Source organism: Nostoc sp. UHCC 0870, from assembly GCF_022063185.1.
Classification (GTDB): Bacteria; Cyanobacteriota; Cyanobacteriia; order Cyanobacteriales; family Nostocaceae; genus Trichormus.
In genome coordinates, this window is record NZ_CP091913.1 from 916,142 (window position 1) to 939,740 (window position 23,599).

At 41.7% G+C, this 23,599-nt stretch carries 22 protein-coding genes; 6 read left to right on the forward strand and 16 right to left on the reverse strand.

Annotated features, from left to right (window positions below):
* Nucleotides 1-18 precede the first annotated feature (18 nt).
* The 5 genes from rpsS to rplC all read right to left on the reverse strand — a co-directional run bounded on the left by rpsS (nucleotide 19) and on the right by rplC (nucleotide 2,952).
* On the reverse strand, nucleotides 19-297 hold the full coding sequence (gene rpsS, locus L6494_RS04015) for a 30S ribosomal protein S19 (protein WP_190707452.1): 279 nt from the start codon (nucleotides 295-297) through the stop codon (nucleotides 19-21).
* 150 nt (nucleotides 298-447) lie between these two features.
* Nucleotides 448-1,311 (reverse strand): 50S ribosomal protein L2, encoded by an 864-nt coding sequence (gene rplB / locus L6494_RS04020; RefSeq protein ID WP_237991556.1) that lies wholly within the window; start codon nucleotides 1,309-1,311, stop codon nucleotides 448-450.
* Between the two features lie 6 nt (nucleotides 1,312-1,317).
* Nucleotides 1,318-1,632, reverse strand: coding sequence for a 50S ribosomal protein L23 (locus L6494_RS04025; protein WP_190707447.1), 315 nt, complete (start codon nucleotides 1,630-1,632; stop codon nucleotides 1,318-1,320).
* Complete coding sequence (gene rplD / locus L6494_RS04030; RefSeq protein ID WP_237991557.1) at nucleotides 1,625-2,257, reverse strand: 50S ribosomal protein L4; 633 nt, start codon at nucleotides 2,255-2,257, stop codon at nucleotides 1,625-1,627. Before rplD ends, L6494_RS04025 begins: the two co-directional genes overlap by 8 nt.
* A 59-nt stretch (nucleotides 2,258-2,316) precedes the next feature.
* Nucleotides 2,317-2,952, reverse strand: a complete 636-nt coding sequence (gene rplC / locus L6494_RS04035; RefSeq protein WP_237991558.1) for a 50S ribosomal protein L3 — start codon at nucleotides 2,950-2,952, stop codon at nucleotides 2,317-2,319.
* A 958-nt stretch (nucleotides 2,953-3,910) separates the two neighbouring features.
* Between rplC and L6494_RS04040 the strand changes: the two genes are divergently transcribed.
* Nucleotides 3,911-4,399, forward strand: coding sequence for an NAD(P)H-quinone oxidoreductase subunit N (locus L6494_RS04040; protein WP_237991559.1), 489 nt, complete (start codon nucleotides 3,911-3,913; stop codon nucleotides 4,397-4,399).
* A 281-nt stretch (nucleotides 4,400-4,680) separates the two neighbouring features.
* On the opposite strand, the gene L6494_RS04045 is transcribed toward L6494_RS04040, so the two are convergent.
* On the reverse strand, nucleotides 4,681-5,139 hold the full coding sequence (locus tag L6494_RS04045; protein WP_237991560.1) for a hypothetical protein: 459 nt from the start codon (nucleotides 5,137-5,139) through the stop codon (nucleotides 4,681-4,683).
* Nucleotides 5,140-5,370: 231 nt separating this feature from the next.
* On the opposite strand from L6494_RS04045, the gene L6494_RS04050 reads away from it, so the two are divergent.
* A complete protein-coding gene (locus L6494_RS04050) occupies nucleotides 5,371-5,910 on the forward strand; it encodes a DUF3172 domain-containing protein (RefSeq protein ID WP_237991561.1) in 540 nt (179 codons plus the stop codon).
* Nucleotides 5,911-6,051: 141 nt separating this feature from the next.
* Here the strand turns inward: L6494_RS04050 and L6494_RS04055 are convergent, their stop codons facing one another.
* The 9 genes from L6494_RS04055 to nfi all read right to left on the reverse strand — a co-directional run bounded on the left by L6494_RS04055 (nucleotide 6,052) and on the right by nfi (nucleotide 16,033).
* The gene (locus L6494_RS04055; protein ID WP_237991562.1) at nucleotides 6,052-6,741 is read right to left on the reverse strand and encodes an AMIN domain-containing protein; all 690 of its coding nucleotides are present in this window, start codon (nucleotides 6,739-6,741) and stop codon (nucleotides 6,052-6,054) included.
* Nucleotides 6,742-6,792: 51 nt separating this feature from the next.
* Nucleotides 6,793-7,287, reverse strand: a complete 495-nt coding sequence (locus tag L6494_RS04060; protein ID WP_237991563.1) for a hypothetical protein — start codon at nucleotides 7,285-7,287, stop codon at nucleotides 6,793-6,795.
* A gap of 5 nt (nucleotides 7,288-7,292) precedes the next feature.
* Entirely contained in the window at nucleotides 7,293-9,485 is a 2,193-nt protein-coding gene (locus L6494_RS04065; protein WP_237991564.1) for a cation:proton antiporter, read from the reverse strand.
* Nucleotides 9,486-9,984: 499 nt separating this feature from the next.
* Nucleotides 9,985-10,419 carry a hypothetical protein gene (locus tag L6494_RS04070; protein ID WP_237991565.1) on the reverse strand — a complete coding sequence of 145 codons (435 nt, stop codon included), beginning with the start codon at nucleotides 10,417-10,419 and terminating at the stop codon, nucleotides 9,985-9,987.
* Between the two features lie 71 nt (nucleotides 10,420-10,490).
* Nucleotides 10,491-11,216 carry a GDSL-type esterase/lipase family protein gene (locus tag L6494_RS04075; protein ID WP_237991566.1) on the reverse strand — a complete coding sequence of 242 codons (726 nt, stop codon included), beginning with the start codon at nucleotides 11,214-11,216 and terminating at the stop codon, nucleotides 10,491-10,493.
* 88 nt (nucleotides 11,217-11,304) lie between these two features.
* Nucleotides 11,305-12,195 carry a CPBP family intramembrane glutamic endopeptidase gene (locus L6494_RS04080; protein WP_237991567.1) on the reverse strand — a complete coding sequence of 297 codons (891 nt, stop codon included), beginning with the start codon at nucleotides 12,193-12,195 and terminating at the stop codon, nucleotides 11,305-11,307.
* 164 nt (nucleotides 12,196-12,359) lie between these two features.
* A complete protein-coding gene (locus L6494_RS04085) occupies nucleotides 12,360-14,330 on the reverse strand; it encodes an FHA domain-containing protein (RefSeq protein WP_237991568.1) in 1,971 nt (656 codons plus the stop codon).
* Between the two features lie 268 nt (nucleotides 14,331-14,598).
* The gene (locus L6494_RS04090) at nucleotides 14,599-15,237 is read right to left on the reverse strand and encodes an FHA domain-containing protein (protein WP_237991569.1); all 639 of its coding nucleotides are present in this window, start codon (nucleotides 15,235-15,237) and stop codon (nucleotides 14,599-14,601) included.
* 130 nt (nucleotides 15,238-15,367) lie between these two features.
* The gene (gene nfi / locus L6494_RS04095) at nucleotides 15,368-16,033 is read right to left on the reverse strand and encodes a deoxyribonuclease V (protein ID WP_237991570.1); all 666 of its coding nucleotides are present in this window, start codon (nucleotides 16,031-16,033) and stop codon (nucleotides 15,368-15,370) included.
* A gap of 300 nt (nucleotides 16,034-16,333) precedes the next feature.
* Between nfi and L6494_RS04100 the strand changes: the two genes are divergently transcribed.
* A complete protein-coding gene (locus L6494_RS04100) occupies nucleotides 16,334-17,170 on the forward strand; it encodes a prohibitin family protein (RefSeq protein ID WP_237991571.1) in 837 nt (278 codons plus the stop codon).
* A 264-nt stretch (nucleotides 17,171-17,434) separates the two neighbouring features.
* Here the strand turns inward: L6494_RS04100 and L6494_RS04105 are convergent, their stop codons facing one another.
* On the reverse strand, nucleotides 17,435-19,024 hold the full coding sequence (locus L6494_RS04105) for a helix-turn-helix domain-containing protein (protein ID WP_237991572.1): 1,590 nt from the start codon (nucleotides 19,022-19,024) through the stop codon (nucleotides 17,435-17,437).
* A gap of 1,162 nt (nucleotides 19,025-20,186) precedes the next feature.
* Between L6494_RS04105 and fdxB the strand changes: the two genes are divergently transcribed.
* The 3 genes from fdxB to ctaD all read left to right on the forward strand — a co-directional run bounded on the left by fdxB (nucleotide 20,187) and on the right by ctaD (nucleotide 23,566).
* The gene (gene fdxB, locus L6494_RS04110) at nucleotides 20,187-20,480 is read left to right on the forward strand and encodes a ferredoxin III, nif-specific (protein WP_237991573.1); all 294 of its coding nucleotides are present in this window, start codon (nucleotides 20,187-20,189) and stop codon (nucleotides 20,478-20,480) included.
* Between the two features lie 438 nt (nucleotides 20,481-20,918).
* Entirely contained in the window at nucleotides 20,919-21,875 is a 957-nt protein-coding gene (locus L6494_RS04115) for a cytochrome c oxidase subunit II (protein WP_237991574.1), read from the forward strand.
* A 50-nt stretch (nucleotides 21,876-21,925) separates the two neighbouring features.
* Nucleotides 21,926-23,566, forward strand: coding sequence for a cytochrome c oxidase subunit I (gene ctaD, locus L6494_RS04120; protein WP_237991575.1), 1,641 nt, complete (start codon nucleotides 21,926-21,928; stop codon nucleotides 23,564-23,566).
* Nucleotides 23,567-23,599: the final 33 nt, after the last annotated feature.

Here is a 23,599-nt window from a genome sequence, read left to right on the forward strand (position 1 = left end):
ATGACTAATGACTAATGACTATCTCCCCGCTTTTTTGTCACTTTTGCCATGGCCTCTGTAGGCGCGTGTGGGAGCAAATTCTCCCAATTTATGACCCACCATTTGGTCGCTGATAAATACGGGTACGTGTTGTCGCCCGTTGTGAACTGCGATGGTGTGCCCTACCATTTCGGGCAAAATTGTTGAAGCTCGCGACCAAGTTTTAATAACTTGCTTTTCGTTTTTAGCATTCAGTTTTTCAATTTTGCTTAACAAATGATCCGCAATAAAAGGACCTTTTTTAAGAGAACGACCCATAGTGCAATTTTGGATTTTGGATTTTGGATTTTGGATTTAAAATTATGAATTTTGGATTTTGGATAAATGGGTGTCTCATCAGTGTTCACAGTTTAATTAATGCTCGACTAACAGACTTAATCTCAAACCCAAAATTTAAAATCTCAAATTCTAAGACTCCCGACCACCACGACCGCGTTTAGAAGATTTACGACGACGGCGGACAATCAATTTGCTGCTAGCTTTCTTGGGTTTACGTGTTTTAGCACCCAATGTTGGTTTACCCCAAGGAGTCACAGGCCCTGATCTACCAATAGGCGCTCTACCCTCACCACCACCATGTGGGTGATCTACGGGGTTCATCACGCTACCTCTAACTTTGGGACGGCGACCTTTCCAACGGTTTCTCCCAGCTTTACCTGCACTCAGGTTTCTAGCATCGGTGTTACCTACTTGTCCGATGGTGGCGTAACATTCACGCCGAATCATGCGGACTTCTCCTGAAGGTAACTTGAGTGTGACGTAATTACCTTCTTTAGCCACCACTTGGGCGGTAGCACCAGCAGCACGTACAATTTGACCGCCTTTGCCAGCGATTAATTCTACGTTGTGAACGCTAGTACCTAAAGGAATGTTGGATAAGGGTAAAGCATTGCCATCTTCAAAGGGAGATTCTGGCCCCGCAATTACTGTTGTGCCTACTTTCAATCCATTGGGGTGCAGGATATACCGTTTTTCCCCATCTTCATAAGATAGCAGCGCAATCCGCGCGTTACGGTTGGGATCGTATTCAATAGCAATGACTGTAGCCGGGATATTACGTTTATCCCTTTTAAAATCAATGATCCGATAAAGTCTCTTGTGTCCGCCACCCCGACGACGGCTAGTAATCCGCCCTTGGTTGTTCCGACCTTTGGCACGGTGTTTATATACCGTGAGGGACTTTTCTGGTTCGGTTTTAGTAATTTCCGCAAAGTCAGAGATAGTAACTTGGCGGGTACTGGGGGTATAAGGACGATAAGAACGAGTACCCATAATATCTTAGACCTCTGGGAATAATACTTGTCTAATTTTGTCTACATCCCCAGCTGCGACTGTGACGATCGCTTTTTTATATTGGGGCTTAAAACCAATGAATTTACCAACGCGCTTTTTTTTGCGGGGTGGTAGTGCGGTATTTACTTTTACAACCTTTACCTGAAATAAGTCTTCGATTGCCGCTTTAATTTGTGTCTTATCGGCTTTGGGAACAACTTCAAAGGTATATTTGTTTTGTTCCATCAGGATGGTCGCTTTTTCGGTAACGATGGGGCGACGGATTAAATCAGGCAGGTTGCGGGGGTCAAACTTAGGCATTGTAGACCTCCTGAATTTTATCTAAAGCTGATGCTGTGATGACAATCTTGTCAGCGTGTAGCATATCGTAAACATTTAGTTGGTCAGCAGGAATGAGTTTGAGATTTTCTACGTTGCGGGCTGACAAGTAAACGTTTTCAGTAAACTCAGACAAAATTAATAGTGTCTTATTTTCTGGTGCTGCACCCCAACGGCCTAGGGCTGCTACCAACTCTTGAGTCTTAGGACGGGATAGCTCGTTATTAAATTCTTCTACTACAATCAAGTCGTCTACACGGCTGACTAGGGCTGTCCGTAATGCTAACCGCCGTTCTTTACGGTTCATCTTTAGGTTGAAATCTCTGGGTTTAGGCCCGAAGATCACACCACCACCACGCCACAATGGTGAACGAATAGAACCAGCACGAGCGCGACCAGTACCTTTTTGCCGCCAGGGTTTGCGACCACCACCTCTAACTTCCGCACGGGTTTTGGTGCTGACAGTTCCTTGGCGAGAGTTGGTCATTTGCCTGACTAGGGCGCGGTGGACAATATGAACCGCCGTTTCTTCTTTGGCAATACGCAAGTCGAACTGTTTTTGTCCGACTTCTTCTCCTTGCCAATTTTTAACTACACTTTCAACCATCTTTGTGTCCTTTGTCGTTTGTCCATAGTCTGAAGTCAGTCAACAGTTAACACTCAGCACTACTTGCCAACTAGGTTGGCTGGCACAATATTTAGCAATGCTCCTGGCTTCCCAGGAACTGCTCCTTTGATGAGCAATATATTGCGGTCAGTATCTACTTTTATTACGGTTAATTTGCTAATTGTGACGCGAGTACCACCTAAACGCCCTGCCATCCGTTTACCTGGATAAACACGACCTGGGGTTGTACCTGCACCAATCGAACCTGGCGCTCTATGGTTTTTAGAACCATGTGACATTGGTCCACGACCAAAGTTGTTTCGCTTTTGGTTGCCTGCAAAGCCCCGACCAATACTTGTACCGATAACGTCTACAATTTGACCTGCACTAAACATATCTGCTTTAATCTCTTGACCTAAAGCATAATCACTAGGGCTGTCTGTGTGATACTCTTTCAGATGCCGTAATGCTGGGGCTGAGGATTTAGCTAAGTGACCCAACAATGGTCTGTTTAGTGCTTTGGGCTTAACTTCTTTATAACCAACTTGAATAGCTGTGTATCCGTCGGTTGGTTTCGTTTTAATTTGGGTAACTACGCATGGACCTGCTTGGACGACGGTGACAGGAATTGCTACTCCTGCTTCGTCAAAGATTTGGGTCATGCCCAGTTTGGTGCCGAGAATGCCTACAGACACGGTAACTGGCTCTCCTTTCTACTTGCTGACCTTGAAATTGGGTTTTTAAACACAAACTGTATAAGTATCGGTGACGATGGACGAATCTCAGAGTCGAAAGCAGTTTTTGCTGCTGTCGATCCTCCCGGACAAAACAAGCTGTGTTGTTACTGTTTGGTGATTTTATTCAGTTGCACTCACTTTTTCACCAGCACAGCCACAAGTGCCTTCTTGAAAGAAGGAATAACTTCTGGTATCAAGGCAATGCTTTAGAGCTTTGCACTTTGTGCAGCAACGCTTTCGTCCCAGCCGTTGCTTAGGCACTTTCTGGAGGCAGCGCGATTAACGGGTCTCCCGATTTGGCGCGACTGCCCTGGCTCAGTTGGACTTAAGCAGCTTTTGCCGCTCAGTATCCTTTGTACTGAGACTAATGTAATGTCATCCAGCTAACATCACTACTCAGCTTTTCATTCACTGAACAAATCAAACCTTGAGTGTTAGGTTTTTATTGTTCTTTATGACTACAGGAGTGTGTGTAGCCTCGTGATGAGGGTGGGCTTTGTTTTTGAGCTTTTTACCCTGAGCTTGACCTAAAAGCTTTCTAAGTTTACCAGTCTTTGAGCTGTTTCAACCTGGTTGTTTTCCTGGTGAAGCTTTTCGTTAACTTTTCACGCTAGCGATCGCTCAAAATGTTGACTTTGTGGTAGCTTAATTTGCACAAATGGTCACAATCTAATACTATATACTATAGACTAATCTTTGTCTAGAAAATTAAAGATTAATTTTTACAAGACTAGTATCATTGGGCATTGGGTAAAAACGTTTCCTTTGTCTCCTCAGCTTTCTACACTCTGCCTTTGTTGATAAAATTGAGTTTAGCTTAATCTAAAGCATAAGCTTTGTGATCTAACTTGATCTATCACTTCAGGGTCAATAATAGAGATATCAAAGTGGGATAGGACAATCATACGCAAAATTTATGGCACTAATTACCACTGGCAACGGTTTCAAGCGCAATCTGGAAAAATTTGGTTCTTTAGGGGTTTATGTACCCTTGGAAGGGGGTTTTGAAGGTCGGTATCGCCGTCGTCTGCGTGCGGCTGGCTATGTGACTCTACCCATGACTGCTAGGGGATTGGGTGATGTCGCCGCTTATCTTACAGGAGTTCACGGTGTCAGACCTCCCCACCTTGGGAAAAAAAGTTCTGGTAACGGTGCAGCAGTGGGTAATGTCTACTATTTACCACCGATTGTTAATTACCAACTAGAGCAGTTACCGCCGAACTCTAAAGGGTTAGTTTTGTGGATTATTGAAGGACATATCCTTTCTGATCAGGAAGTTGAATTTTTGACAACTCTGCCTAGTTTAGAGCCAAAAGTGAAAGTAGTCGTAGAAAGAGGTGGCGATCGCTCTTTCCGTTGGCGGCCTCTCAAGGATACTTTCTCTGCAAGTTATCAGGCTGTTTAGTTTTTAGGGACTGGGGACTGGGGACTGGGGACTGGTGATTGGGGACTCAGAACTCACTACTCAGAACTCAGAACTCACTACTCAGCACTCAGCACTCAGCACTCAGCACTCACTACTCAGCACTCACTGGTTGACTGTCTGAGATAAAATTTGGGCGATCGCTTTGGCAATGTATTAGGCAAATGGCGATCGCCTAATTTTTTGATACAATGCTCAAACATTTATGAGCCATTGTACTGTCTTTGAAAGTGTTTATCTATACAAAAAGACCTATATTTTTTTCAAAATCCGACTGGGTAGATTAAATCAAATTCTCGATAAATGGTAATCTGAGCCAAAGGATCAGGTTTGTCTAAAACTTCGTAATCTAAACCACCTGTAATTTGTGTTACTGGACGCTTCAACGGTTTCTCAAACTGATGCCACTCACGGTTACTCCACTCGAAAATGGCTGCATCTAGATCGTTTTGCAATTCGGAAGCTAAAAGTAATAGTTCCAATTTATCTTGAGTATTGCCAGTAAGAATAAATTTTAGCGAAACTGACTGGGTAATTGCTGGTCTAGGTTCGTTGGCTGCCAAAGTATTACAACCACCTAACTGGACATCATAAGGCTGTAGTTGCAGATTTTTTTGCTGTTTCAGGGTTTGTTCGATGTCACTGAGGCGTTGATCTAAATAAGGCAGTAGCCCTAGTTTGCCATCGATCAACAACTTACGAATGTTAGAGACTTGAGTCATATTTGCTTCTGATCGGCTTACCCAGTCAGATTAGCGTTTTGTTGACTGAGAAGATAGAGAAACTTGGAAAAACTTTGTTTGCAGCTAGTCTTCTTGGTGAGCGCATTTATTACGCCATACCCCAGTGCGAATATTTGTCTAGAAAGTTGCGGGCAAATATAGTCACAAATCGGCATACTAAAATAGGGAGAGACTCTTGGCTTTTTCAGGCGTGAAGGTTAATAGGCACAAATGAGACGTAAATCAACTGGTAGATCAGCTACTACATCTAAACCTTCTGGTTTCCAATCTTCTATGTTTAACTTCACCACTATTGCCATTTTGGGAGGGGTGTTGATTCTGGGAATTGGAATCGGGATTGCTTTTAGTTCCACAACTACGTTAACTCCATCCAATGTAGCTTCCCGTGAATTTATTGATACTAAAGCACCGAATCCTGAGATTTGCGTACAGTATGGAGCAAGTTCAATGGTGATGGACGCTCGATTATTCGTGACTCTCAACCCCTTTAATGTCTATGTTGCCCAACCAAGTATGCGTCCTGGATGCGTAATCCGTCAAAATAACTGGGCAATTTTAGAGCAACGCAAGTTAGTCACATCTGATCAGGTGAGGGAATGTAAAAATCGCCTGAATACTTTTGGTTTTACTGGTAGCTTAGACAGTGAAAAACCTGATATTAGATGTATTTATCAAAATGAAGCCGGGCAAAATTTCTTTTTGTCTCAACCAGGCGCAGTTGCACCACAACAGGAGACGGAAAGATTTTAGTGATGTTTGTTAGCAACGCATCGAGATTAACGGTGCGTTACGGCAAAATATTTATTTTCGTAATCGTTGAGTCAGCTTGTGCCATAACGCACCCTACTTAATATGCTTATTTTCGGTTAGGTAGAGGTTGACCAAATTCAATCACCACTGGATTAGTAATATTGGGTGGATTGTTTGGTTGGCTTGAGATAGTGGGAGTGGGGAAATTGGTGGGAGATGGGGAGTATTTGGTATTTGGACAGGATTACTGGAATTTAGGGGAGGTACAGTGACAAAGGATTGCTGTGGACTGGTAATCGTCTGGGGTAGGGTGCTGGGTAATTGTAAGTAGTTATATTGTGTTGGTAAAAGATTGCTGGATGAATTATTGGTGTTGCTCAGTTGTCTAGAGCCGCTAATAAAAGGACGTAAAACCCAGCGAGTGGGATTTTGCGGGGAAATAGGTTGTAGTTTTACTTGGTTAGGGTCTACAAAAACTCCGGTTGCTAAATCTAAGACTATACGGGTGATATTGGCGTTTAATTGGGAAACACGAATTCGTTGGACAACACCAGCGTAATTTTGTTGGGTGGGGATATTACCTAGCTTGGTATCGGGAATATCAACGACAATGCGCGGCGGTTCGGAAAGGTAGAAGTAATTTGGTGTTTTGCCAACTGAAAGGTTAATTTCTAACTTCCCTGCGTCTGGGTAGAAACGCCAATTATTGAGCTTGGCTACCTGTGCAGCAATGGTAGTGGTGGTTGGAAGTGTAAATGCAGCAAACAAACTAATGCTAAACAGCTGTTTACCCCTGTGAAAAAGTTGCTGACTGGAAATTCTCTTAAACATTTTTATTTATCTGTAATTGTGTTTAACCATCAGGCAATGGGTTGCCACATTCTAATGGTTATTTGAGTTTTTGGGTTCTGCCTGGGCTGCTTCAGGTGTAGCATTAAATTCTAGATTTTGCGCGATGGTACTGATAATTATTTTTCCTTGTAGTCTACCGCCTTCTTCTAGTTGCATTTGGGCTTGAAGGGTGTGGGGAGGAGCAAGGTTACAAAGAAGAGTTTCGTTAACTTCTCCGGCTAAATTTAACTGCTGATTGTTCAAGATACCTTTGAGAGAATATTGCTTTTGAGTCTCTGCATTAGCTTGGACTGGTAACAAAGAGGCATTCAAATAAATACCTGATTGCTGAATGTTTAGTCTCAAGGGTAGTGATTGCTGACATTCGGGTACATTGTTAGTGAAGGTTAGAAGATAAGAACCGTTAGTAATAGGGGACGCTTGGAGATATTTTTCTCCATAAATAGTGACTGTTTTAAATAACAGGAGAACTGAACCTATTGCGACTGCATAGAAGGTTAGGGATTTGGCATGGAAGTGATTCATACTTTTCAGTTCTTCACGATAGGATCTTTAGTTATTGGCTCAGACAGTGCTGAGGTAAGATGAGATGTAAGATGGCTATAGCGACGGGTAATTAGCAGTGAGGAACGGCATTGAATAGCTAGCTCATCTGTATATCTTCCTAGGGTTTGACGCTCAATTCCCCAGGCGCGGCTAGTACCAGCAATGGTCAAATCAACACCCTCTGAGGCTGTGACTACAGCTTGGAGTGGATCGGGAGCATGGATAATTTTAATGTTGATGCGATCGCGTACACTCTTGGGCAATTGTTCAATCATCGCGTGCAGTTCGTAACTCAATTCATCCTGGATTTGATGTTCTGGGAATACCTGTAAAACGCGCAACATACAGGTATCACGATTTATTAATAGTCTCAAAGCCAGTGTGAGTGCCAAATCATCGTGGATATTTGCAGAATAGGGAACTAATAAACTTTCTAATCTATCTCCCCCCCTGTCTACAAAAACTGCTACATCTACTGGTACGATGCTGAGAATTTGACCAACTCGTCCACCCAAACGATTGTTACTGAAAGCAGGACGATGCCACCCTACCAGAATTAAATCTGCTTGCTCAATTTTGGCAATTTGTGCTGTTTCTCTGGCAACATTGCTAGATATCTGCACAATGGGATGGACAAAAGGTTGTGTTGTTGGCGGTTCTAGGGTACTAATCAAATCTTCTAATTGCTGACGATGCTGAATAATTAATCGGTTAGCTTCCTCTGGGGTATTCTCGAAACCATAATCTTCTTCTAATTCGATGAGGCTGAGGGGATTAACAATAGCTGGTTGTCGGTAATTCAAGGCGATCGCTGTTGCTAACTGTACCAACCCTTTTTGAGTGTTGGGATTAGCGACTGGAACTAAAATACGGTAAGGATTAATGTAAGTTTGGTGACTTGCGTCGATGTCTAAGCCTGTATTTTCTTCTGGTTCTGCTTCTACTAAATCTAATTTGATCAGTTTTTTGGGATAAGTCCACTCTAATAGAGGCGAAGTCATGAATGTGGTGACTAAAGCCATAATTACCAGCATGGTAAACAGCAAGGGAGAAATCACCCCTAATTCCAAACCAATATTCAGCACGATTAACTCAGTTAAACCGCGAGTATTCATCAACCAACCGAGTGCTGAGGCTTCCCGTTTGTTGATACCACTGAAACGAGCTGCTACATAAGTACCAATATACTTGCCTGCGATCGCTACTAATAAGACGACTGCACACAATAGCCACAGTTCGGGACGGTTCAATAAGCCGATTTCCGTCCGTAACCCACTGTAGGCAAAAAATATCGGTAGCAGAAATATGAGGACAAAATCTTCGGTTTTAATTGCTAATTCTCGGACTAAATCTGCGTTCTTGGGCATAATTGCACCCAATAAAAATGCTCCGAAAATCAAATGAATCCCAATCAGTTCGGTAATTAGTGCTGAGGCGACTACGGCGAGATAAATCCAAGCTAATACTATTTGATTTAAGCGTCCAGTGCGGCGGTAATAGGCGGAGAGGCGTTGCAAAAACAAGCGTCCTACCGTCAGCATAAAACCGATATAGACTAAGCTTTCTACAACTATGGGCAATGCACCTATGATATTACCAGTCCTGGCTACTGCGATCGCTACTGCTAACAAGCACCAAGTTGTGACATCATCTACAGCCGCACAAGTTAAAGCCAGCGTTCCTAAACGCGTCCCTTGTAAATTATTTTCTGTGATAATGCGAGCCAATACTGGAAAAGCAGTAATTGACATCGCTGCACCTAAAAATAGAGCAAAGGCTGTAAAAGAAACACTAGCATTAGAAACTAGAGGATAAAGCAGTAATGCTAATAATATTCCCAGGGAGAAAGGAACTAAAACACTGAAATGAGACGTGAAAACTGCCACTTTTAACTGATTGCTCAAATATTTGGGATTTAGTTCTAACCCAATGAGAAACATGAAAAATATCAGTCCCACCTGAGATAAAAGATTGAGAAAAGGTATCGTTTCTGGCGGGAACAAAGTAGTTGATAATTGGGGGGAAACTAAACCCAATAATGACGGGCCAATCATAATCCCAGCGATCATCTCACCAATTACTAAAGGCTGTTTAATTGATTTGAATGCTAACCCTACTAATCGGGATAATCCTATCACAATTAACACTTCAACCAGAACGAGAATCACTGTGTGCATAGTTACCTCAATAGCGACTACCTGGTTTCCTTAAGATGATTCGACAAGTGAGTAGGAATGTCAACCTTGGGTAGTTATTTATGATGATTTCCGATGGTTTTTGATGTTAATTGTTGTAACAAGAACAGCGATAAATTAGCATTACATGAAGGCGAATTTTCGAGATAATAGAGAATAAACTATGAAATATAGTAATCTGCTTTAATTTTTAACCGTACTTGCTGATGTGGTTGACTAGTACCGGAAGGCGTAAAGTAAAAAAACAAGATCCTAGGCTTCTGGAAAAAGTCTAGAATCTCAATCTCACAATGTACAAATATTCAGGACTTACGCAAGTGTCACAATCGATAGTTGGTGCGTGACGCTATATGTCTCATAACTACGTTCAAATACTTTTGCAGCGTCACACACCCTAGATAACTAGAATCTCAATCTCACAATGTACAAATATTGTTGTATTTAAATAAATACTGTGTTTAATTAATGAATATTGAATTATTTACAACCATTGTCCTCCTCGGAATCGTGAACGGGGAAATAAAATTCGCATGATGCTTTGGGAAGCGATAAATACTGATAACCAGACGATGCTGTAATGTAATACAAAAGCATCTAAGTCTATAGAATCTTTGAGTTCAGGTACTGGTAAAAAGCGAAAAAGGCTGACTCCACAAAAAACAAATATTAATTCCCAAATACCAGCCAAGAGTTGATAAGCGGCTGGCCAGTCCCTATCCCAACGGAACTTTTGTAGATAGTTATAAAGTACATCCCACCCTAAACCAAAGATAGCCACATAGCCGAGTATCCAAAAATAGATAGAATCAGGAGAGCCGCCAATTAAACCCATTGCAAAGGGTAAGGATACTAGGACACCGACAGTAGATAGTAATAATAACCGAGTTTGCCAACGACCGAATAAAGTTGGAGTCATAAGCTTGCTGATGGCTGATTAGAGGAGATGTAATTCATCTCACCTATACAAGAGATGTGAGTATTGTTTTTCTAGGATAGTTTGAATTGGTATTCAGGTCGAGGGTGATAGGCTGCTAGTGCTTCCCAATTAACGACATCTTCTAACAAAGCTTGATAACCTAGGGTATTGGGATGAAGACCATCTTCACTTAAGCGATAGTTGCACCAAGTATCGCCGCGTGCCATCCAGCGATCGAAAATATCTAGATAGGGAATTTGTCGTTGGTTGCAAGCTATTTTAGTGGCTTCTTTGTAGCGATATTGATCAACATGATTGTAGTAAAGACAATCTAGAAAAGGCATTCTAGCTTCATTGACGGGAACTACACCCACAAATAATACAGGACAAAGTTGTTGTGCTTGGTCTAATAGCGCAGCGATTTCTGACTCAAACAAAGCAAAGTCTGTATAGTTTTTACCACTAGGACGGCCTAAGCGGGGTGAATCATTGACCCCTACGGAGAGGATAATTAAGTCTGGGACACGATTTCGCAGTTCACCACGATGGCGAAATTCTACTTCTAATCTTTGTGCGACTTGCTGGGTGCGATCGCCTCTTACTCCTAAATTGTACAGGACATGACCAGAACTATTGGGTAACATCCATGAGCGACGCAATTGTTCTACCCAGCCTCCCTTTTCGGGGTCGCCAAAGCCGTATATTAAACTATCCCCCAGTGCGACAATCTTCAAAGGCTGACATTGATTGGGTGATAAAGACAGCTGCATTGAGGAAGGAACTGGTAATGTTTGCATCTTAAAAAAATTATCTTATATCTTTACAAGATTCTATACATTTCTACACCATTAAACAGTATATTTTTTTATTTTTTTCGTCAAAATTTTACTTGTATGCGGTATTAGCGTTGATTAAATATGGAATTATCGCCTCTTTGCGCGGCCAATTCCGTGTGAGGAAGCGCAGCAACAAAGGTAACGAGATTGACATCAAAAAGACTCCTACCCACCAACCAGAACGCAATTGTTCCAAAGTGTTAACGGCTGATGTCGTCCTAGTTTCAGCACCACTAGATAAAAATCCCATGCCCGATGCTAGTAAATTATTCAAGGCATGGCAGGCTATGGGTATAATTAATGACCGAGTTTTGATGTACAAAACCCCCATAACAACGCCAAATAAAGATAATCCCAAAAAGTTGGCGTGTAAAACTCCAAATAAGATGGACGAAACCACCAAAGCGGAACGAAGACCCCATTTAGCCGCCCAACGCTGTAAGATAAATCCACGAAAGATAAATTCCTCAGTGATGGGGGCAACGACTACGTAAGCGATCGCTCCCAGCAGATTGTAAAATAGCGGTGCGGAACTACGAGGTGCAGGATTGTTGGCAACTTGCTTGAGTAAGGCTTCGATGAAATTAGGTGCAATCCATGATAAAAGGGAAAACGACACTAAATAGGCACTAATAGAAAATAAAATCATCAACAAAACCAAGCCTAATGTCGAGAACCATTTATAGTTCTTGGGGACACTTCCCACTAAATATTTAAGATTAACGCCCATGCGCTTAAAGTCTGCCAATGTCCAGAGAGACAATGAGCAGAATATCAGGATGTAGAGGACTAGTATTGAAGCTTGACTATTGAGTTTTTGTCCGCTACCCCCCTGCACTAAGCCTTGTACTAAGCCGATACCAAAAGATATCAGCAAAAACTGCCAAAACAGGTAGCGAACTTTCAGTCTTTGAAATGGGTTATCTAGATTTTCATTCATCGGGATTAGGGACAAATCAATTCAAAATTCAAAATTCAAAATTCAAAATTCAAAATTAAATGACTCTTGTGGATGAGGGACTGGGAAATCGTTACCTTCACTCACAACTCACAACTCACAACTCACAACTCAGCACTCAGCACTCAGCACTCACCACTCACCACTCATGATGGTGATTGATTAGATACCCACTTTAACCACTGTCCAAAAGAACTGAAGGGGTTCAGACGGTGGACTCCAGGCGCACGGGCGGTGGCGAGTCCATCGACTGCGACTAAGGCGGAGTATTGCAAACCGAGGAAGCTATCAACGGCTGCATAGGGGCCGCCGAGGGTAATTGCCCCGGCTACATACATTTGACCTTTACCATTTCGCATTTCTGGGATTTCAAAGTTATTGGCGACAGCCAAGCGTCCCATATAGTTTAGAGGTAGGTTGTAATGCTTGACCAAATCATCTAATAGAGGATTGGCTTGCACCTTAGCATCTAAACCTGTAGCATCAACAATAAAATCAGCTACTAATTTCATTTGACCAAAGCCTTTCTCTTGGATTTGGCTGATAGTGCGATTTTGTGCGTCCCTTTCTACTGTCAATACTTCCCCAAAGGTGATTTGATACCAACCCTCTTTTAAGCCGGTTTCAGTAATTTGCTGCCAGTCTTGACGGTCGGCGGTGGTTGTCCCGCCCCATTCTGTGAGTAAGCGTTTACGTTCGTCTGGTGTGGCTTGTTCTAACATGACGCGTAGTTCACCACTCCAACAGGATTTGGGCCAGTTGAAGGGTTGAAATTCGTAATGATTTTTGACTAGGCGTGTGGCTTTTTGGAATGTGTTGCCTTGGGGTTTAGGCGATCGCATTAAATGCAAAACTGTAATATTATTATTTTTGCGTCTGGCTTCATAAATACGCTGCACAATCCGCGAAGCCACAATTCCCCGCCCGCGAATTAATACTGTTCCGCCTTGGCGTTCTAATTGCTCATATACATGATCATGTGCTTCATAAGCATTCACGACGGATTTAAAATCTTGATATTTTTCTCTATAAGCCTGCAAATCAGGGAGAAACTGAATTGCTGGATACCCAGTAGCTAAATGTAAATAACGACAAACTACAAAAGCGTGATTACCTTGTCCGCGAGAATAAGCTACACAATAGCGACCATCATCGGTTTTGCGAATTGCCCTAACTCGTCCATAACGATAAATTTGACTCCAGCCAATCCGCTTGGCTTCTCTATCAATTGAATCAAATACATTGGTTGCACGGGGAGTATAAGTTTCCGCAAAGGTTGGTTCTCCAAATACTTGCCATAAATACTGCAATGCTGTGTTTGGCTTACCTTTAGTCAAGTCGTGCCAAGCTTCTCGCCAAGCATAGCTAGGCCAACCCCAAATATTATCAGGACAAGAGTCAGAATTAGACCGCAGTCTTTCATATAAGGGAATTTGGGAATTTAAACATAGACGCTTATAACGAGCATAAGGGTCTGGTTCTAATCCCAAAGCTGCAATCTTTTCTGCACGCACACCGCTAATTCGCAGTAAATCAGACCAGATAAAACTTCCTAGTCCTCCCCCAACAGCTAAATAATCATATTCATCCACAGGTAAACCTGTAGCATGGAGTGCTTGGATAACAATCTGTTGTTCAACTTGAAATGCTGGCGGGGGAAAATTACTCCCCAAAGGTGTGACAGGTCTGGCTGGGGGTAAGCTGGGATCGGGGATATTAGTATGAGGATTAAATTGAATTAAGGAAGGGTAACTGGTGGGTGGTGGGATTGCTTGAGTAGCATTACTAGCCAAAGTCACCATCATTATATAGGGGCCAATTTGCAGCGTATCGCCATTATTAAGCACACTACGCGGTTGGCGTTGACCATTCACAAGGACACCATTGACACTACCTTGGTCAATCACCACAAATTGATTGTTTTCCCAAGCAATCAAAGCATGATAGCGAGATATTTCATTACTATTTAACAGCATTCGCGCAACGCGCTGTCCGTTCACTTCCGCAGGTAAACGAGCGAATTCTCGACCAAAAGCTATAGGCACATTTAACGTTGGTTCTCGCCGTTCCCCTGTTGTTGGATCTTCCCAAGTCAATTGAATTTGTAGGTTAGTCACGTCGCTGCGCTCCGAATTTAAAATTCAAAATTCAAAATTCAAAATTCAAAATTAATTACTCCCAGATTTATACGTAGGCTTAACGAACTTTGGGGGTCTAAATCCCCGTCGCAAAACGTAATTGCGTAAAGCCTGCGGCATAGCTGCGCTTAGAGCGGAGCGGGACGTTAGTCCATTGCGTTAGCGTAGCGGTAGCGAGTCATGCCTACGGCACGCCAAGGGCGAACGAGCGTCATTGCGAATTGCGAATTGCGAATTGCGAATTGATTTAATTCCCTGGTGCTACTAATACACTCACCGCCGCCGCTAAAGATGTACCACACCAAGGACAGCCTACTTGTAAATTTTCAATTGGGGATACTTTGTGGCATCTAGGACACTCTAAGCCGTAATTTCCTTGTGCTGGTGTTGATGGATGGTTATGTATATGGGGTGTGACTGGCGGAAGTTGTTGTACAGGTGATGTAACTTGTCGATTTTGATGCACTGGTGGCTGTTGTTGTACAGGGGGTGTGACTGGTCGATTTTGATGTGCTTGTGGTTGGGGTGGAGCTAAAATTGTGGCTGCAATGGTATTAATGTTAACAGTAGTAACTTGGAGTTGCACTTGTCCCAAGTAAATTATGCTACCTTGAACGAGGGGTCTTTCACCTTGGATGAGTTGTTGTCCATCGACAAGGGGGGGATTTTGCGATCGCAAATTTCTAATATAAAAACTTTGTTGCTGAGAATTAAAAAATACTTCTATGTGCAGGCCCGATACAGTTGGGTTTGTCAAAACAATGTCACACTGGAGTGGATCTCTACCAATGCGGACAGTGCCAGGATTTTTACTTGGTTGTTGTTCGTATATTTGCTGCGTTTTATTTTGACCAGCATCATGCCACTGTAAAGTTAGTGCGTTCATTGTTCTAACTATTGGGTTACTCTTATTTAGCTACTTCAACTACTTTCTGTGCGATTCCTAACACGATTGAGCGGTAGTAAGCAAGTTTTTAGAACAAAGTTCAACAAAATAATACGGTGTATTGTTGACTTCACCTAGCAGATGCTAATTTATCAGCTATGCGGGTGGTTTCTGGCAGACGATATTTTGGTGTGCAACGCAGCACGTAGTCAATAGCTGTGGGTAAACTGATTTTATGCCCACTGGAAACATACACAGGTTTTACTCCGGCGCGAGTTCGTAAAACTGCACCAATAGTTTCACCATGATGTATTAATGGTTGCCAACTACCCTTGGTATCAGTTAACTCTTCATGCTTACCAATCAGTAAAGATTTTGCTACACCAATTGTTGGTATATTGATGATGACTCCTAAGTGACTGGCTATGCCTAATCTACGTGGATGAGCAATTCCTTGTCCATCACACAAGATAATATCTGGTATGGTTTGAATTTTTTCTAAGGCATCAAGTATTGCTGGGATTTCTCGAAATGATAAAAAACCAGGAATGTAAGGAAATGTAGTAGGACGGTATGCTAATTGGGTTTCGATGACTTGCAATTCAGGAAAACTCAGCACCGCCACTGCTGCACGGCTAACAGTACCATCGTCTTCAAAACCCATATCCACACCAGCAACGTATTTTACCTGTTGTTGCAGTTGATCCTGTATAATTACTTGATTCCGTAATTCTTCTTGAATAGCGATCGCAGCTTCTAAGCTTTGAGGCCAAGCATGGGGTTGATAAATCTTCATATTTTTCAGTAATAATTAAAAGTTTTTTTTCTAAAAAAGGTATAGATAACTGTGTATCTACAGTTGTCACTAATTGTAATTTATTTGTACTTTCTTTATTCAAGATGAATACATAATTCAGGCTCAATTCATGAGAGATAATCTGCGAGATATTACCCCCAAATTACTACCGCTTTTTGGTGTACTATTCCCAAAAGATAAATTCTAATGATTGGCAGTGATTTGTAAAAATTTGTAATAATTCGTCAGTCAGCAGTCATCGATTCCGATAGCCAATTATTGCATAAGGATCATAAAAAGATGCGTAACCTACAGAATAATTCTGCCAGCAAATTTAAGTATAGTTTTTATCTTGCCGGAGGAATATTTTTCCTCTTTTTAGCTATGATGTTTCGTCCATTTGCAATTGTGAATGCCGGCGAACGTGGCGTATTGATGCAATTTGGTAAAGTCCAAGATCAGGTTTTAGATGAAGGACTGCATACAATTATGCCCATTGTCACATCAGTTAGAAGAATTAGTGTGCGCGTGCAACAAAATACCTTTCAAGCTGATGCGGCTTCTAAAGACCTTCAACAAGTCAAAACAGAGTTGGCTGTCAACTGGCACGTTGATCCTACTAAAGTCAATAGAGTGTTTCAACAAGTCGGAGATCAACAACAAATAGTGACCAGCATAATCACTCCGGCTGTATCTGAAGTTTTAAAGGCTGCAACTGCTAAAAAAACAGCAGAAGAGATTATTACCCGCAGAACAGAATTAAAAGAAGAAATTGATAATAATTTAAAAAATAGACTTCAGGCTTACGGTTTAATAGTCGATGATGTTTCTCTAGTAAATTTTTCTTTTTCTCCAGAATTTAGTAGAGCAATTGAATCTAAACAAATTGCCGAACAAGAAGCTAAACAAGCAGAATTTATTGCTAAAAAAGCAACTCAAGAAGCTCAAGCAGAAGTCAACCGTGCTAAAGGTCAAGCTGAGGCGCAAAGATTACAAAGGCTAACTTTAACGCCAGAGTTATTGCAAAAGCAAGCGATAGAAAAATGGGATGGCAAGTTCCCAATGGTTATGGGTGGTAATGGTTCATTACCATTGATTAATATTAATCCTAATAGTTTGACTAGCAAAAATAACTAATGCAAACGTATGTAGAGTAGAGACGTTGCATACAACGTCTCTACAGTTGTAGGCTACGGTGTACACAAAAGTTTTGGCGCAGTGTATCTATCCCGCCTCGGAATCAATTCCGAGTCTCATAGCGCAAGTCCTTTTTAGAGGACTCAAAAAGAAATTCCATTTAGTCCACTTGAGTGGACTTTAGCTATTAGACGACGGTTTTCAACCGTTGGCGAGAGTTGTAGGGGAGAGGTTTTCCAGACCCCGTGAAAGGTCACGCTACCGTTAAGCAATATTTAGCACTTTACGTAAGATTGCTTGGTCTTCTAGCTTGGCTTTTAAGCGACCATTTTCTACATCTCGAATCCAGCTTTGGCTTTTACCTGTCAGCTTGGCTAATTCTCGTTGAGAAAGATTTAAGGTTTTTCGTGCCTGTAAAATCTGCTCACCCACTAAATCACCTGCGGTGGGAGATTTACGTTTGACTCTAGCGGTGCGCCGTTGTTTTTTTTCTGATTCTGAGATTTGGCGTTCCCATTCTGGCGGTAATTCAAAAGCTAAAATCCGTGCATTCATTAAGAGATTCCACTTCCCACGGGGGCCGGTGTCGGTGAGGCGGGTTTCGCCACCAGCGTCATTAATCCAAAATTCCAAGGCTTCATCAGGATCTTCGGGAATATCCATTAATTTTGCCCAGAGGGGTTGAATTTCTGGGGGATAGGTAATGGGGTCGAAGACGGGTTTAATGCCATGATGGTTGAGAATTTCTAAATCGCTTTCAAATGTCCGTAATAGACGTTTGCGTTCTTCTCGCTGTCGGGAAGCTAGGGTAACTTTTTCTTCTCCATAAGCAATACGGAGCAAGGTAGGAACGGTGATGCGTTGTTCCTTACCCATTTTGGTTTTAAACAGCAACCACAGCATTAGTCTGACTGCGCCTTCATGTTGCTGCCAAATGCTCATGACTGTGGTTAAGACAGTTTTGGGCAAACTGCCGTATTGGTAGAATGTACTACGTTCTTTACATCCTTGTTTGTTCAAGAAATATTGTGACCATATCCCGGCGCGGATTTTAAAAGTTAGTCCGATGAGATATTTGCATCCTAGGTCATCTTCTTGAAAGTGGTGTTGAATGTTGACCAAGTGCCACAAGCGGCTATTTTTAACTGAAAACCCCTGGACTCGACCTTGTTGGGGCCAGTCGAGGGAAATAATCAGTGAACAAGCTTGCAGCACAAGGTTTTTCATTAAGGAGAGTTTGGCAATTTTACTTAGGTCTTTGCGTTTCTCCAGTCCTAAATATTTCTCTAGTTGTCGTTCGTCAATGGCAAATTCTTGCTCCCAAGGTTGATCTAAGGCTGTAGCGTGGGCTGCAAAAATGAGATGGATGCAAGCGGCGCGAATATCCAGAGTCTCAATTGCACTAATATCTTTGGCGTGTTCGCTGAGTTTAAATGGATCTTGGATGTGAAAGGCGATCGCACCCCGTCCTTGATTAACTTGTCTGCTATAACAGAGATAGCCTGCTTCATCCTGTTCCCAATTGAGGGATGTACGCTGCGCTAATAGGTTGCAAGCTTCCCAAATAGCGATCGCAGAAGCAAATGGGTTATTCTTGCCATTAGAAAACAAGTCTGAACTGGTAGCATCTCTCGGTTCTATTTTGCATCTCCCCTTCTTCGCCTGCCAGGGAATTGGAGATTTAGTTGGACAAGCTATTACACATTGCGGTTCAGGATAATAGCCTTCACAATTATTACAAAGACAAGGATCTATCCAATATTGATTGCCTTCTATTTTGATTGCACCCGTAGGACATTGGGGACGGCAGTTGTCACATCCAACGCAATTTTTGTTAGGAATTGTATAAGGCATACTGGCTCTTTTCCCACTTGAATCGTTGAGATGTTTGGTTTAAGTCTCCCCTGGATGTGTCCTGTTTATTTTGCATTTGCTACCCAGTTATTTATTCAGCAAGAAAAATATTCTTACTAGAATAATTGTCCACATCCATATTTAGACTTTGCACCCAATCAGAAGCTATTAATTTGAGCATTATTTCACTTCTTTATTAGATAAAGATTTCATAAATATTTTTATAAGTTTGTTCGTAATGAGCTTAGAAAAGGTTCTTAAGAATTTAATAAATACTTAGCTCACGAACATTTTGATTTAACCTTAAAGCCTTAACCAAAGTATTTTTATGGGATATTCATATCCATACGTATTTGATTTATTGAATTTATTAATAATTTTAATATTTAACGCTAAGTAATAATCTGTCATGGCGGTGACAAATTGGATAGGTGATGATGTAATCCTTATGTTTATGATTTTTTCCCATGATTGTAATTAAGGCATTGATAATCATTTAGCAAAAAATAGCTTTGCTGGAAGTATTTTTTTATAAATATCGAAAAAATCGTTTTGTGTATTGAGATACAGTTTTTAAATCAAAATATGGAATTGTTAGCAACTTGCTAATTAATGGCATATCTTTATTAGTATTTTTACAGAGGAATATTTATTACATTTGTAGTTATGAATGCAATACATGGGTTTATATTAGAGGGTGTTTGAAAAGTTTCAGTAGGTATAAAAATGTCATTCTGACTGGAGTCCTGAGCGAAGGGAAGGAACTGTAAGGAAGAATCTAGGCTTTGTGGCACATACCGAGATGTTTCATTCCGCTACGCTGCATACTCCTGCGGAGAAGCAAGCTACAACATGACAAAGAAACAGACTTTTCAAACGTCCTTTTACAAGCAATACCTATCTAAATAAATTTTTAAGATAATAAATCCTGTATCATTGAAGGGTAGATAGTATTTTTAATATAGAGGTGATATCAAATCATTAATCATAATCTTTTTCATTTAATTAAAATTACATATTAGGGAGAAAGTTTTTGTATTTAATTAGCTTTTATTGACTCTATGAATTAATTAATTGGTAACAAAATAACCAGATAAAATTGAAGTAGGATGAATATTCAAGTACCAACAAGTTTATTGGCAGGATGGCCGGGAGTTTAGTGATGGCAACACTCACAGGATTGACATTTGGCGGCAAGACTTGGACACCTAAATTTGCTCAATCAATCAATAAAGACAAATGTATCGGATGCGGCAGATGTATTAAAGTCTGTGGTTATTCTGTGCTGGATTTGAAAGCACTGAATGAAGAAGGTGAATTTGTAGAAGATGAAGAAGATGATGAAATCGAGCGCAAAGTCATGGTAGTTGCTCACCCAGAAAACTGTGTTGGTTGTGAAGCTTGTGCGCGGATTTGTCCTAAAAATTGCTACAGCCATGCTGCATTAGAAAACTAAGTTGTGTACCAAAGAATACTGTTATTAGCGACATAAAAATACTCAGCAAGGTGACTAGAGGGGAATATTTTAACTTTACGGATGGTAAAAAGTTCGTAGTAAACAAACGCGTAAACCACTAATTGTTTACTATTAACAAATTCATCCTTGCTATTACAACTAACAGTGTTCTTGATGGGATTCCGCACAAACATCCTTGTTCAGCAACTTCACAATCTATTGTTAAGTTTTTGGGGGAAGATATGAAGATATCTGGAATAATTCCCCCGATTTTTATTTTCATAAGCTAAAACTTTAATAAGTGAAAAAAACATTATCTGGTAAATAATGTAAAAGCCTATAGCTGGGGAATAGGGACTATGTGTGATAAAGCAATGCTCAACACCCCATGCTCCACGCCTAAAGCCCCTAATACCAATATCTAAAAAAGCAGGTACTATGCAACAAATTCCTGTTTCATTATGGACTCTGATTGCTGGAATAGTAATTGGAGTAATCAGTCTGTGGATAGGTCAAAATCACAATCTATTGCCTGTACAAGCATCACTACAAGCACCCTTGGTAGACGGATTTTTTAATATCATGTTTACCATTGCTGTAGCCCTATTTTTGGTAGTAGAAGGCACGATTTTGATTTTCTTGTTCAAATATCGTCGTCGTCGGGGTGACAATACCGATGGTGTAGCTATCGAAGGTAACATTCCTCTAGAAATCTTTTGGACGGCAATTCCATCACTGATTGTAATTTGCCTAGGTATCTACAGCGTAGATGTCTTTAACCAAATGGGAGGTTTAGAGCCTGGGAGTCATCCTAGTCATGCGGCTCACACCTCTGGAACTGCTCTGGCTGGTACTCTGGATGAAGCTAAAACTGCTCCCCGCATTGGGATTGGCGCATCTCCTACAAATCAGGCGAAACCTGCGGATTTGGTGGTAAATGTGACTGGTATGCAGTTTGCTTGGTTATTTGACTATAACAACGGCGTTAACTCTGGGGAATTGCACGTTCCTGTCGGTGCTGATGTGCAGCTTAATCTCTCAGCACAGGATGTAATTCACTCCTTTTGGGTACCTCAATTTCGGCTCAAGCAAGACGCAATCCCTGGTATCCCTACCGAATTAAGATTTGTAGCAACTAAACCAGGTACATATCCAGTAGTTTGTGCTGAACTTTGCGGTGGTTATCACGGTTCAATGCGGACACAGGTGATTGTCCACACACCAGAAGAGTTTGATAGCTGGCTGACAGAAAATCAGGTTGCTCAACAGCAGAATCTCCAACAAGCGGTTGCTGTGAACCCAGTGAACTTATCTACATCAGAGTTTCTTGCACCTCATGTTGAGAACTTGGGGATTGATGCAGCAAGTTTGGAGTCGTTGGTCATTGGTCATTAGTTAATCAACTGTTGACTTTGGACTATTCGGTAAACGTCAAAAAATCGGTTATGACACAAGTAGAATTTCCACCATACAGACCTTCAGATAAGGGACACAGTGTACATTTTCAACCGGCTTGGAAATGGCGGGATTATTTCACGTTTAACGTAGATCATAAGGTTATAGGCATCCAATATTTGGTGACTGCCTTTTTCTTCTACTTGATTGGTGGGTTGATGGCGATCGCAATTCGTACTGAGTTAGCCACGCCTGATGCAGACTTCATTGATCCGAATCTGTACAACGCCTTCATGACCAATCATGGAACAATCATGATTTTCCTATGGATTGTTCCCAGTGCGATCGGGGGTTTTGGTAATTATCTCATCCCCTTGATGATTGGGGCGCGGGATATGGCGTTCCCGAAATTGAACGCGGTCGCTTTTTGGTTGAACCCACCAGCCGGATTACTCCTTGCAGCGAGTTTCATTTTCGGTGGTTCTCAATCTGGTTGGACTGCTTACCCACCATTAAGTCTAGTTACAGCACCCATCGCTCAAAGTCTGTGGATTTTAGCGATCGTGTTGGTTGGTACTTCCTCCATTCTCGGTTCGGTGAACTTTGTTGTCACCATCCTGATGATGAAAGTCCCCAGCATGAAATGGGATCAATTACCTCTGTTCTGCTGGGCTATCTTAGCGACTTCTATACTAGCACTGGTTTCTACACCTGTATTAGCTGCGGGTTTGGTATTATTGCTATTTGACATCAACTTTGGTACTTCTTTCTTTAAACCAGATGCTGGTGGTAACGTCGTTATCTATCAACATTTGTTCTGGTTTTACTCTCACCCGGCAGTATATTTGATGATTCTGCCCATCTTCGGCATTATGTCCGAAGTGATTCCCGTCCATGCACGGAAGCCAATTTTTGGATATAAGGCGATCGCCTATTCTACTGTCGCTATCTGTGTTGTTGGCTTGTTTGTCTGGGTACACCATATGTTTACCAGTGGGACAGCAGGCTGGATGCGGATGTTTTTCACAATCTCAACTTTGATTGTGGCAGTTCCTACCGGCGTAAAGATTTTCGGTTGGGTTGCGACTCTCTGGGGTGGTAAGATTCGCTTTACTAGTGCCATGCTATTTGCGATCGGCTTATTGTCGATGTTTGTCATGGGTGGTTTAAGCGGCGTGACAATGGGGACTGCACCTTTTGATGTTCACGTCCACGATACTTATTATGTAGTGGCACACTTCCACTATGTGCTGTTTGGTGGTTCTGTGTTTGGGATTTATGCCGGGATTTATCACTGGTTTCCCAAAATGACAGGACGGAAGTTAAATGAGTTTTGGGGACGGATTCATTTTGTTCTGACTTTGATTGGAACTAATTTAACTTTCTTACCTATGCACAAGTTGGGTTTGCAAGGTATGCCTCGGCGGGTAGCAATGTATGACCCGCAGTTTGTGGATTTGAATGTGCTTTGTACTATTGGGGCGTTTCTTTTAGGGTTATCGGTCGTTCCTTTTGCGCTCAATGTTCTCTTCAGTTGGCGCAAGGGAGAATTGGCTGGTGATAATCCTTGGGAAGCTTTGAGTTTGGAATGGACTACTAGTTCTCCTCCTGCGGTGGAGAATTGGGAGGTTTTGCCAGTGGTGACTCATGGGCCTTATGAGTATGGTCATTCTTCGGAAGTAAGTGAGTAGTTAGCTCACGCATTCGCCGCTAGGCGTTCCGCT